Source organism: Alkalimarinus coralli, assembly GCF_023650515.1.
Lineage (GTDB): Bacteria > Pseudomonadota > Gammaproteobacteria > Pseudomonadales > Oleiphilaceae > Alkalimarinus > Alkalimarinus coralli.
The window spans coordinates 1,158,472-1,170,587 of sequence record NZ_CP096016.1; the positions used below are offsets into that span (position 1 = coordinate 1,158,472).

Consider the following 12,116-nt stretch of genomic DNA (forward strand, 5'->3'; position numbering starts at 1 on the left):
GATGACCGCGCCAAAACCAACGCTGCATTCATTGTCTCATGCCATCGAGGATCATAGTCCTGAAGGCGTCGATATTCTCACTTCAGAACCGTCCCGCTTTGCCATTGGAACTATTTACCTGCTGTTCTCACTGGTTTTTGTTTGGGGTATATGGTCATTTTTTGGACGCTCAGATGTGATAGTGACAACGCCGGGTGTGCTCTCTCCTGAGGCAACTATCCGCCGGGTTTATGCCCCTGTCAAAGGCGAGTTGGTTGATATTTATATTTCAGAGGGTGCACCCGTTGCAAAAGATGATGTGCTGGCGCGAATTAATGCCAGAGATGCCGTCGCGCTGGCATCAAAAGCGATGGAAGCGCAGCTTAAACTGTCGGAAGCAGAGCGTGAAATGAAGCTGTTCCCGATACAAAAACGCTTGCTGGAACGAAAGGTCGCCGCCATTAAAGCAAAGCTCGAAATAGAAGAGGAGAAACACAAAATTCGAGTGGCAGATGGTCTTGAAAAGTTGGCTGGCTCACACCGCAAGCAGCTGGCAAAAGAGGAGTCAGTATTAAAGAATGCCGCCCAGGTTAGAGATGCCGCAAAGAAAAACTGGGAACGTTTCCAACGGCTCTTCAACAGCCCGGGAGGGGGAGGCATATCTCTAAAACAGGTGAATGAAGAGAAGTCCAAATATCGTAATGCGCAGGCAAATTTTGAGCAAGCGGCCGCGAAGCTAAACGAGTTGGAAGAGAAACTAAACGGTGAGTACTTCAGGCTAAGTGAAGAGATAAAACTCGGCTCCACAAAGCTTGAAGAGGCCAGAGTGAATTATGAAACCTCTCTGAATGCCATTGAGAGCAACGAACACAAGGTCAAAGTAAAACTGGAAGCTGCTCGTTTAGAGCTGGAGGCCTCAAAGCGCATCACGTTTGACAACATTGATGAGGATGGCTTTCTGGTTATCAAAGCACCGGTGGGTGGTGTAGTGGCCAGCATTGCCTATACACAGTCAGGTGACAAAGTGGAGTCCAACAGACCTATGGCTGATATTGTTCCAGAGCAGTCTGGTTCTGTTCTGCATATCGATATTCCCGAAAATAACCGTGCATTTATCAAGGTCGGCCAACCGGTAAAAATGAAGTTCAATGCGTTTGCGTTTCAACGCTACGGGTTTATCAGCGGAACCTTACAGTACATTGCACCCTCTACGGTGATATCGCCCGCAACCAAAAAGCCGGTGTATAAAGGCCGTGTCTCATTAGACCGGGACTACTACGAAGTCGATGGTGTAAAAATGCCGCTACGATACGGAATGGTCGCAGCCGCAGAAATTGTGACCCATAAACGGCGTTTGATAGATCTGGCGCTAGACCCTTTCCGCCGACTGAAAAGGTAGAGGGGAATCGAAATGGTTTTGCCTGCAAAAGCTGGCACCGAAAAACTGACATGGAGGCAACCCATTATGTTAACTGTCGTAAAAATCGATGATGAAGAAATTAGTGCTGAGAGTTTTGTAAAGCTATTAAAAGTCAATGACAAGCTGGATGCGCTGCTCGAAACCGTGGTCACTGATAAGTTAACGGTTCATGCCGCCAAGAGAAGTGGTATGACCGTTAGCGCCGAAGAAATACAAGCCAGGGCAGACGATATTCGACGGATTGAAGGGCTTCATAGAGCACAGGATACGATGGAATACCTGAACAACTTGGGGCTTTCAATTGAAGAGTTTGAGCAACATGTCGTCGAAAGCCTGTATCGGGAAAAAATGGAAGCAAAGGTCTGCACAGAAGAAGCGGTGAATGAGTATTTCAGGCTCCACTCGCCGTCATTTGACAGCGTTGAAGTGAGCCATATTTTACTGGACTCAGAAGGTAAGGCGAGTGAAGTTTTTGCGCTGCTTGAAGAAGATCCCGATAGTTTTGCTGATATGGCAATGGAGCACTCACTGGCAGAAGATACCCGCTATCAGGGGGGCTGTATTGGCAAAGTGTTGCGGGGAACCTTAAGCAATGAAATAGAAGCCAAGATATTCAACGCTGAAGAGCACGAACCTCTTGGGCCTTTCAGAAATGAGGATGGCCGCTCGTTTGAAATATTTATGGTGGATTCCAAAATACCCGCTTCTCTAAATCCGAAAACGCTTAAAGAGGTTAAGAAGAAAGTGTTTAGAAAGTGGTTAGAAGATCGTGTTGGGGAGTTTCGTATCGAGGTTTATTAGTGCCGATGTAATGAGCACGCCAGGAAAATGAGGAACCATGCAGATGAGTGACCCAGCGCATAATGCATTTCTAGCTGAAATCGAGCTGTTCTCCTGCTTTGATGATGCCCAGCGAGAAATACTTGCAAGCAATATACAGACAGAGCAGTACGAGTTTGGTGATGCGATTCTCTCTGAGGGCAGCCATTGCAAAGGGGTATATCTAATTAAGAGCGGTGCAGTGCGTCTGTTTAGCGAAAGCAAGGGGCATGAAGTCAGCCTGGGCGTTCGAAAAGCGGGTGAGATATTTGCAGAACTCGCGGCATTGCGAGACTTTAAAACAGAATATTCTGTCAGGGCATCTGCTAAAACGGTGCTCTATTTTTTACCTCGCGAACCTTTTACCGAGCTGTTTAAAAGCAATAAAGAGGCCGAGTCCTATTTTGCACGTTTTGCCGCATTAAGTGCGGCCGGTGGTGTGGTTCGACGCTTGTTTAACCTGAAAGGAAAAATTGATAAGGAGGCCCTGGAGCAGCATGTAAAAAGTCTGGGGGTTAAAAAAATAGCGGCGGGTAAAACTATCCTCAAACAAGGGGAGAGTGAAGATCATCGGCTTTATGTTATTCGCCATGGCGATGTCAGTATTGTTAGGAAGGAACAAGAGGTTGAATACCCGTTGGCGACACTATCTCAGGGCGAAGTTTTTGGTGAAAAAGCGTGTTTGTTAAATCAGGAACAGGCCGCGTCGGCCATTGCCAAAACCGACGTGATACTGCTGGTTATCCCGGAAGCAACGGTCAGCTTTTTACTTGAGCACAATGCAAAATTAAAAGAGGTACTTGAGGAACGCATCAGTTTTCACGAGCGAGAACTCCAGCGCCAAATGAAGTTGGCAGAGCGTCGAAATAAACGGGTGCTGCTGGATCTGATTTCAAAGCCGGGGCGTGGTGAAAATGTTATTAAGCGGTTTGCGTTAGTTGAACAGGCAGAGGAGATGGACTGTGGCGCAGCCTGTCTTGCCATGATCTGTAAGCACCATAATATCGACTTAACCCTCGGAAAACTGCGTGAAATGGCTAACGTGACAACCGAAGGCGCGACGTTGGATAGTTTGGCAAAAGTAGGTGAAACGCTTGGGTTTACCACTCGCGGCTTGAAGTGTACCTATCAGTCGCTGAAAAGCCTTGAAATGCCTTTCATTGCCCACTGGGAAGGGTATCACTATGTTGTTATTTACGGCATCTCATCACAACATGTGTGGGTTGCGGACCCGGCTCAAGGGTTCAGGAAGCTAACTCGCGAGGCATTTGAAAAAGGCTGGAACGGCATCTGCCTGGTCTTTACGCCAGGTGCAAATATGGTTCAGCTGGCGGCCACTCGCTCTCCCTGGGTGCGGTTCGTATCGTACCTGAAACCCTATAAAAAACTGCTGCTGAATCTATTGGTCGCGACGCTGGTGATTGAAATAATGGGGATTGTCCCCCCGGTCATTGTTCAGAATATTCTTGATAGAGTCGTGGTTCACCACAATGTATCACTGCTGACAGTATTGATTGTTGGGTTGGTGATTTCACACCTGTTCCGGCAAATCACCACCGTTTTGCGCGGTTATTTATCAAACTTTATGGTGAGAAACCTCGACTTCGCAATGATGTCGCAGTTCTTTAAGCACACAATGTCTTTGCCTCTTACATTCTTTAACCGCCGTAAGACCGGGGATGTATTTGCCCGCTTTCAAGAGAATGAAACGATTCGTGACTTTCTCACTGAATCAACGATTAGTACATTGCTTAACCTGCTGATGGTGTTTGTTTACTTTACCGTTCTCTTTGCCTACAGCCCTATGTTATCCCTTTTATTGATTGCCCTGGTATTCCCAATTTTGATTTTGACGGTATTAGTGACACCCAAAATAAAAGACTATGCGCGGAAAACATTTGAGTCGACCACCGAAGCTGAATCGACACTAATGGAAACTATTTCAGGTGCCGAGACAATTAAAGCGATGGGGGTTGAACGCCCGTTACGCTTAAAGTGGGAAAAGAAATACGCTGCCGCGCTTGATGTCCAGTATCGATCCGAAACATTTACGTTACTAGTCGGCGCTGCCAGTCAGATTTTAAATGCGGCAACGACGGTGTTGATCCTATGGTTAGGGGCAACACTGGTGTTAGAGCAACAGCTTACGATTGGCCAACTGATTGCGTTCAATATGTTGATGGGCAGTGTCATGTCTCCACTAATGGGGTTAGTTGGGATGTGGGATGAACTGCATGAAGCGGGTGTCGCCATGGAGCGCCTGGGTGATGTGTTAGACATGGAGCCGGAAGAGACGCCTGACAATATTGCCTCAAGAATTGCGATCCCCGATTTACGAGGCAATATTCGTTTCGAGAACGTCTATTACCGTTACGGAGGTAAAGAAACCGCTTATGTGTTGGAGAATATCAGTTTCGAAATAGAAGAGGGCTCAACCGTAGCGGTGGTGGGCCATAGTGGGTCAGGTAAGTCGACGCTGGCCAAAATGGTGGTGGGGTTCTACCCGGCGACAGAGGGCAAAATTTTTGTCGATGGTTATGACCTTTCGTTAATCGATAAAGAGTACTTCCGCCCGCAAATTGGCTATGTTATGCAATCAAATCTACTTTTCTCGGGCACCATTGCAGAAAACATTGCGTTTGGCGAAAGCAATCCTGATCGAAAGCGCATTATCGAAGTGGCGACGATGGCCGATGCTCATGGGTTTATCAGCAAAATGCCTCTGGGGTATGAACAGCTGGTTGGTGAGCGCGGGGCGGGGTTATCGGGTGGGCAAATACAGCGCATTTGCATTGCACGTTCCATTTATCATGATCCGAGGTTGCTTATCTTTGATGAGGCCACATCTGCGTTGGATACGCAGTCAGAGAGCAATATTCTCCATAATCTACAAGATGTCTTAAAAGGCCGAAGCGCAATAATTATCGCCCATCGCCTGAGCACCATTATGAATGCCGATAAAATTCTGGTGCTGTATAACGGTTCAATCATTGAAGAGGGCAAACACCAGGAATTAATCGAGCGCCAGGGAATGTACTATCAATTAATTCAGAAACAGATTAGTCAGTCGTCATGAAAGCGTTCTCATTAAAAAATATGTCGTCAGCATCCTATGGTGGGCTGATTGAGAAAATTGAAGTGCTTCGTTCTTCAATTCGCTTCACGCCGGGTCTGACCAGCGAAGCGAAACAAACACTCAATCGGCAGGTGGCGGAACTTCGGGAAGAGTTGATGTTACTTTCTCGTAAAGAAAGGGCAGACACCACTCCTTTGCTGAATAAGGCTCGCGCTCAATCGAAAAAAACGCCAAAGACGACTCAAACAACAACCTATCGCAGAGAGTCCCTGCTAGAGCGGAATTTCGTGTTTGAAGGTGTATTTGGGGATAGCCCAAAACTGCTGGATGCATTCGAAATTGCAGAAAAAGCAGCGCCGACCAATTTACCTGTGCTCATCGAGGGAGAGAGCGGCACCGGCAAAGAGTTGATGGCCAAAGTGGTACATGCCAATGGAAAGCGGAGTGATAAACCTTTTGTTTCGGTCAACTGTGGGGCGATACCCGAAAACTTATTGGAGTCTGAGCTATTTGGCCATAAAAAAGGAGCATTTACCGGGGCGTCATCAGACCGAAGTGGTAAATTTGAAAGCGCCAATACCGGCACGATCTTCCTGGATGAGATTGGTGAAATGCCGCTCATTGGCCAGGTTAAGTTACTCCGGGTTTTGCAGGCGAACGAAATTCAGCGTGTAGGGTCTGATGAAATTACCAAAGTCGATACGCGGATCGTCGCAGCAACGAATAGAGACTTATTAAAAATGTCCCAGGAGGGAACCTTCCGGGAAGACTTGTATTATCGGTTAGGGGTGATTCATGTAACGCTCCCCGCATTGAGAGAGCGAAAAGACGAGATCAGCGTATTGATTGAGTATTTTTGTGATGAGGCAGCAGAAAGTCTTGAACGCCGACCCATTAACATCTCACCGACGCTTTATCATTTTTTGCAAAATTACCAATATCCAGGGAATATCAGGGAGCTACGGAATATTATCTATCGTTTGTCGTGCCTGGCAGACGAAACGGCAGAAATTTACCATCTTCCTGAGGCGATTAAGCCGAAAGACCGGCCCGAAAGCACGGGTAAGGGCGCTGAAATGTCATTGGCAGATATAAAGAAAGCCGCAAGCGATGACGCTGAAAAACACTATTTGAAAGAGGGGCTTAAAACCGTGAACGGAAAGGTCTCTGCGTTGGCAGCCATCACAGGCATGAATCGCTCTTACCTGCAAACGTTGCTTAAAAAACATGGCATTCATTCAAAAGAGTTTAAACGCACAAACAAAAGCAATGAGCCTGAATAAGCGGGTTTTAAGTGCGACTTATTTTTATTGCCGTTTGAAGTGCCTGCAGGGTTAGGAGAGGCGCTTCTGTGCCTGTAAATTTTCACTTTGAATTAAGAGTATTGCAGCGAGTACCAAGCCGATACCGGGTAGTATAGCGACGTCAAATGACCCCATACCGACCACCACGCTAAGTATAATTACAAACAAAGGCACTAAAAAACTATATGAGGCGACTTTGGTAGCGCCTATTTTGACGGTACCAAACTGCACCAGAAAGAATGTTACGAGCGTGGTGAAAAAAGATAAGTAAAGAATACCTGCGTAGACTTTCGTCTCTACCACTGGCCAGTCGATACTGCTGAGCTTACTTGCCGATAACAAAAATAGCCAGCCACTGCCAATGAGTATTACCCAGAAGGTCATCAGTTCCATAGGCTCACCATTATAGAGTTTTCTTACCAGCGGGTTGTACAATCCCATAAAAAGGCATCCTACGAGAAAAACCATATCGCCATAATTAATGCTGAGACTCAATAAGGCATTAATGTCGCCCCGAAAAACAATCCATAATGCGCCGGCTGTTCCGGCCAATAACCCTAAAGATCGTAGCTTTCCAGGCGACTCGTTATTGATAAAGAATGCAAATATAGCCGTTATCGCGGGAACGGTGGTGTACAGCGCTCCCGTATTTAAAGGCGTGGTATAACGTAGACTTTCAAACATGCACCAGAAAAACGTCACGAGCGGAAGGCTTATCATGGCGTAACCAAGCAGTGACTTTAATGGCGGGATATTGAGTCCGTTTTTTATAAACACGTAAGGAGCAAAAAGCGCCGCTGCGGTTAAAAAACGGATAAACATCATCACGTCGGGTGGCAATGCGTCTGTGATGATAGCCCCGATAGGAAAGGAGCTTGCAGCTAAGAGCACCATCAAAACCATCAGGCCGTGCACGTAAAAATTTGCGTTTTTATGTGTCATGCTTGCCATCTTACACTCCGTTGATGAATCGAACATAGACGCTACGGTGCCGATGCTTCGTTGGGGATTGAGTAGGGGAGTCTAACCGATTCCTAATTGACTGTTAATGTGGCCGTTTGGATAATAACTGTTAACTTAAAGTTGACGGTAAGTGTGTTATGGAAGATTTTGGTGCAATACCCGTGTTCGTTGAAGTAGTGAAGTGTGGCGGATTTTCCCCTGCGGCCAGGTCATTGGGGGTTTCCAAGTCTGCGGTCAGTAAACGAATCGGTATTCTGGAACAGCACTTGGGGGTGAAGCTGTTTCATCGTACGACCCGCAAACTGAGTTTAACGGAAGCCGGTGAGCACTACTATGAGCATGCCGTCAAAGCGCATAAGGCAGCCCGGGATGCAGAAGATGCTGTGGCTCAATTGCAAGGGGAACCGCAAGGCCGACTGCGCATTAACACGCCGATGTCATTTGGCCGCTTACATGTTGCTCCTTTTATTCCCGAGTTTTTAAAACGTTACCCCAAGATCAGCATCGATATGGTGATGGATGATAAGGTTGTTGATTTGGTTGGTAGTGGTTTTGACCTGGCTATACGCGCGGGAGACCTGCCGGACTCAAGTCTTATTGCGCGCAAGCTGGCACCACTCAATAGTGTGCTTTGCGCATCGCCAGATTATATTGCTAAGTATGGTTTTCCTGAGAGTGTTGATGATCTCGTTAATCACAACTGCCTGTCGTTCAGCTATTCCCGAGATATTAAAGAGTGGACCTTTATTGGCGACTCTGAGTCTATCTCCGTTGAAGTGACTGGCAATTATCAGGTTAATAACAGTGAAGCACTGCGCGAGGCCATACTGCAAGATGTCGGTATCGGGCGTTTACCCACCTTCGTTGCCGGCCCAGACATCAAAGAGGGTAGACTGGTGAGAGTGTTTGAGCACTACCGTATGCCACAGACGACCATTTATGCGGTTTTTCTGGAACGGCAATACATGCCTGCCAAGGTGAGGGTGTTTTTAGACTTTTTAACCGAATACTTTGGTGAGGAAACGCCGTATTGGGAGGTATAAGGTAGAGATATTGTTGACAATTAGTTTCTAAATCGGTGGATTATCATTTATCGGGAAACCTTTTAATCTGTTATTCAGTGTTTACATATAAACATTTGCCAATCATAACCTGATGGCAAACCCGGAACCTGATAGCTATTCCTGAACAGATAGCTATTCCAGAACAGACAGCTATTCCTGAACAGATAAACGTGAGGTGCGATGATGGAACTTTTTTCGGCAGTAGAACAGCGTAGAGCGATAAAACATTACGATACTGATGCAAGCGTTGCAGAGGCAGACTTTCAGCAAATCATGCAAGCCGTTTTGCTTTCACCTACCTCTTACAATATTCAGCATTGGCGTTTTGTGAGAGTTAAAAGCCGAGACATAAGGTTAAAAATTAAGGACGCTGCCTGGGGACAACAACAGGTTGAAGACGCATCAGAAGTGATTGTTTTATGCGCTGATACGCAGGCTTGGGCAGACCGGCCAGAGCGCTACTGGGCCAATGCAGACGAAACCACTCAGTCTATTTTGTTGCCAATGCTGCAATCCTTCTACACTGGCAAGGAGCAAACTCAACGAGATGAGGCGATGCGCTCCTGCGGGATGGCGGCTCAGACGTTAATGTTAGCAGCCAAAGCATTAGGTTATGACACATGCCCGATGATCGGCTTTGACGAGCACGCCGTTGCAGATATTATCCAACTGCCAGAAAGTTATGTTATCAGTATGATTATAACGATCGGCAAAGCTGCACGGGCTGCCAACGTGCGTGGTGGACAGCTGTCGTTAGCTGAAGCGTTGGTTGAAGACCGGTTTTGAAGTTCATAACGTATCTATCAGATAGATACGTTCGCCCACTCTTTGTTGATTAACGGGAGTAATGTCAGAGTAAGTTCAGAGAAGGCTAACAGGAATCATCTGGTTGAAATAAAAAAGTGGTTAGTTATAAATGATAGGGCTACCATTACAGGAGTTTAACTATAGGGAAATTGCGACTCAATAGTGTGCTTTTTCGTTATTTAACATATTCTAAAGTTGGTGTAGGCTCCTCTAGTTATGGCTCCTGTGTTCTCCAGCGATCGTAATAAAACAATCTTAGTGGAGAAACTCATGCGTAAAAAACTCGCGTTGACGGTATCGTTAACATTACTGTTTGTCACACCGGTAATGGGAGGAACAGATCCGAAGCCAGCGACAAAACATACAATAGAAGCCAATAAAAAAGTACTAGAAGCATTACCTTTCAGTGACACGCAGGATTTCAAGGATGCTCAGCGTGGATTTATCGCGAAACCGGATACGCTCACGATTAAATCCAAAGACGGGGTTCCTGTTTGGGATCTTGAGCAATACAAGCAATATATCCAGCTGGACAAGCCTGCTCCCGATACGGTAAATCCGAGTTTGTGGCGAAACGCACAGCTAGTGATGCAACATGGACTATTTGAAGTCACTCCCAATATCTATCAAGTTAGAAGCTATGACCTTTCTAATATCACGTTTGTTAAAGGCAAGACGGGGTGGATTGTATTTGATCCACTTATTTCGCCAGAAACGGCTAAAGCTGCGCTTGATCTGGTGAACAAGGAACTGGGCGAAAGGCCTGTGCTAGGTATTATTTATAGCCATAGTCATATTGATCACTATGGTGGTGCCTCTGGCATCATCTCAAAAGAAGACCTAAAAGCAGGTAAGGTTAAGATAATAGCCCCTGAGCACTTTACTGAGCATGCGGTTTCGGAAAATGTTATTGCTGGGAATGCAATGGGCCGCCGAGCTGTCTATATGTATGGTGCCTTGCTGCCGCGAAATGAGCGTGGAGGTGTAAATGGCGGTTTGGGCATGACAGTTTCGACTGGGCTTGCAGGCCTGGTACTGCCTACACATGAAGTGAAGAAGACAGGCGAAGTGATTACCATAGATGGGGTCAAGATGGAGTTCCAAATGACCCCGGGCACTGAAGCGCCTGCTGAAATGAACACTTGGTTCCCTGCTTGGAATGCCCTTTGGATGGCTGAAAATACCACCAATACGATGCATAACATATTAACCTTAAGGGGGGCTCAAGTGCGTGATGCACTTAAATGGTCTAGTTTTCTAAATGAGACGATTGAGCGGTGGGGGGATACGGTTGAGGTTAAATTTCAAAGCCATCATTGGCCTGTTTGGGGCAACGAAAAAATCGTTCCATATTTTAAAAAGCAGCGAGATATATACAAGTTTACGCATGATCAATCTGTTCGGTTAATGAACCAGGGTTATAACGGTGAAGAGATCTCAGAGATGATTAAGCTACCGCCAGAGCTTGAAAACAACTGGGCAACGCGGGGATATTATGGAACGTTACGTCACAACAGCCGTGCCATCTATCAACGCTATATGGGCTGGTATAACGGTAACCCTTCTGATTTAAATAATTTACCGCCAGAGGTCGTCGCGCATAAGTACATGGCCTACATGGGCGGGGAAGATAACGTCCTTAAGAAAGCACAAAAGTCGTTTAATGATGGAGATTACCGCTGGGTCGCTGAGGTGATGAAACATGCCGTGTTTGCAAACCCAGAAAGTCATGAGGCAAAAGAACTGCTGGCAGATTCTTATGAACAACTAGGTTATCAAGCGGAGTCTGGCCCGTGGCGATCAGTCTACCTACAGGGGGCTTATGAACTACGCAACGGGGTACCTGATGGGGGAGGAACTCAAACAGCAACTCCAGATACGATTCGAGCTATGACGCCTGATATGCTCTTTGATTATCTGGCGGTTCGTTTAAATGCAGAAAAAGCGAGCGGTAAGGTATTTAGTATTAATATGGATTTTACCGATATTGATAGTAAGCGTACCCTAACTGTTGAGAATTCAGTGCTCAACCATACTCAAAAGCAAGTGAAAAAAGCAGACGTTAGTCTTGTAATGACAATGAGCTTAATGAACCGGATTCAGTTAAAGGAAGTTACTTTTGATGAGGCGATTAAATCTGGAGATATTAAATTAACCGGCGATAAAGCAGTATTTGATAATTTTATGGCAATGCTGGATGACTATTCGTTCTGGTTTAACATTGTTATACCTTGAGGCCTTTTAAGACAGATGCGCAGTTGACTCTGTGCATCTGTTTAGCTGAATCTCTAACCGCAGCACTTTTTGTACTTTCTTCCGCTGCCGCAGGAACAAGGGTCATTACGGTTAGGTGTTTTGTCGAATACCATGGTTTTTGGGGTATTGAGCAGGCTATCCAGTTGTGAGATGTCTTCTTCTGCGTTCTCATTAACTTCAATATTGGCAAAAAGCGCGTGCTCTTTAAGTATGCTCTCGACTTCTACTTTGCGTTCATCTGTGGCGACCGTCAGCGACAACGGATAATTATCGGAGCCAGGTTTTTCGCTACGCTTAGTGCTGAAACCAACGCTTGCATGGTCTTCGCGCTTATCCTGACGACCCTTGAAGAAAAATTTGGACATAAAGAACCTGTTTTTAGATGTAATAAGAGGCCATATTAACAGGAAGGAGAGCGGCACACCCGA

The 12,116-nt window shown here is 46.1% G+C and carries 9 protein-coding genes; 7 read left to right on the forward strand and 2 right to left on the reverse strand.

All coding sequences use genetic code 11. The features are described from left to right. Position 1 precedes the first annotated feature (1 nt). From MY523_RS05125 to MY523_RS05140, 4 genes are read left to right on the forward strand one after another with little or no spacing between them, the layout of a single operon-like run. Entirely contained in the window at positions 2-1,378 is a 1,377-nt protein-coding gene (locus MY523_RS05125; RefSeq protein ID WP_250657728.1) for a beta-barrel domain-containing protein, read from the forward strand. Between the two features lie 12 nt (positions 1,379-1,390). Next, positions 1,391-2,200, forward strand: a complete 810-nt coding sequence (locus tag MY523_RS05130; protein ID WP_250657729.1) for a peptidylprolyl isomerase — start codon at positions 1,391-1,393, stop codon at positions 2,198-2,200. Positions 2,201-2,243: 43 nt separating this feature from the next. Then, positions 2,244-5,294 carry a peptidase domain-containing ABC transporter gene (locus MY523_RS05135; RefSeq protein WP_250657730.1) on the forward strand — a complete coding sequence of 1,017 codons (3,051 nt, stop codon included), beginning with the start codon at positions 2,244-2,246 and terminating at the stop codon, positions 5,292-5,294. Further along, positions 5,291-6,577, forward strand: a complete 1,287-nt coding sequence (locus MY523_RS05140) for a sigma-54 interaction domain-containing protein (protein ID WP_250657731.1) — start codon at positions 5,291-5,293, stop codon at positions 6,575-6,577. Before MY523_RS05135 ends, MY523_RS05140 begins: the two co-directional genes overlap by 4 nt. 51 nt (positions 6,578-6,628) lie before the next feature. Here the strand turns inward: MY523_RS05140 and MY523_RS05145 are convergent, their stop codons facing one another. After that, entirely contained in the window at positions 6,629-7,549 is a 921-nt protein-coding gene (locus MY523_RS05145; protein WP_250657732.1) for a DMT family transporter, read from the reverse strand. Between the two features lie 149 nt (positions 7,550-7,698). Here MY523_RS05145 and MY523_RS05150 point away from each other — a divergent pair, with 149 nt between their 5' ends. From MY523_RS05150 to MY523_RS05160, 3 genes are all read left to right on the forward strand, one after another. Next, entirely contained in the window at positions 7,699-8,604 is a 906-nt protein-coding gene (locus MY523_RS05150; protein WP_250657733.1) for a LysR family transcriptional regulator, read from the forward strand. A gap of 201 nt (positions 8,605-8,805) precedes the next feature. After that, positions 8,806-9,411, forward strand: coding sequence for a nitroreductase family protein (locus MY523_RS05155; protein ID WP_250657734.1), 606 nt, complete (start codon positions 8,806-8,808; stop codon positions 9,409-9,411). Positions 9,412-9,702: 291 nt separating this feature from the next. Further along, positions 9,703-11,667 (forward strand): alkyl/aryl-sulfatase, encoded by a 1,965-nt coding sequence (locus MY523_RS05160; protein WP_250657735.1) that lies wholly within the window; start codon positions 9,703-9,705, stop codon positions 11,665-11,667. A gap of 53 nt (positions 11,668-11,720) precedes the next feature. On the opposite strand, the gene MY523_RS05165 is transcribed toward MY523_RS05160, so the two are convergent. Further along, positions 11,721-12,053 (reverse strand): PBPRA1643 family SWIM/SEC-C metal-binding motif protein, encoded by a 333-nt coding sequence (locus MY523_RS05165; protein WP_250657736.1) that lies wholly within the window; start codon positions 12,051-12,053, stop codon positions 11,721-11,723. Between the last annotated feature and the right edge of the window lie 63 nt (positions 12,054-12,116).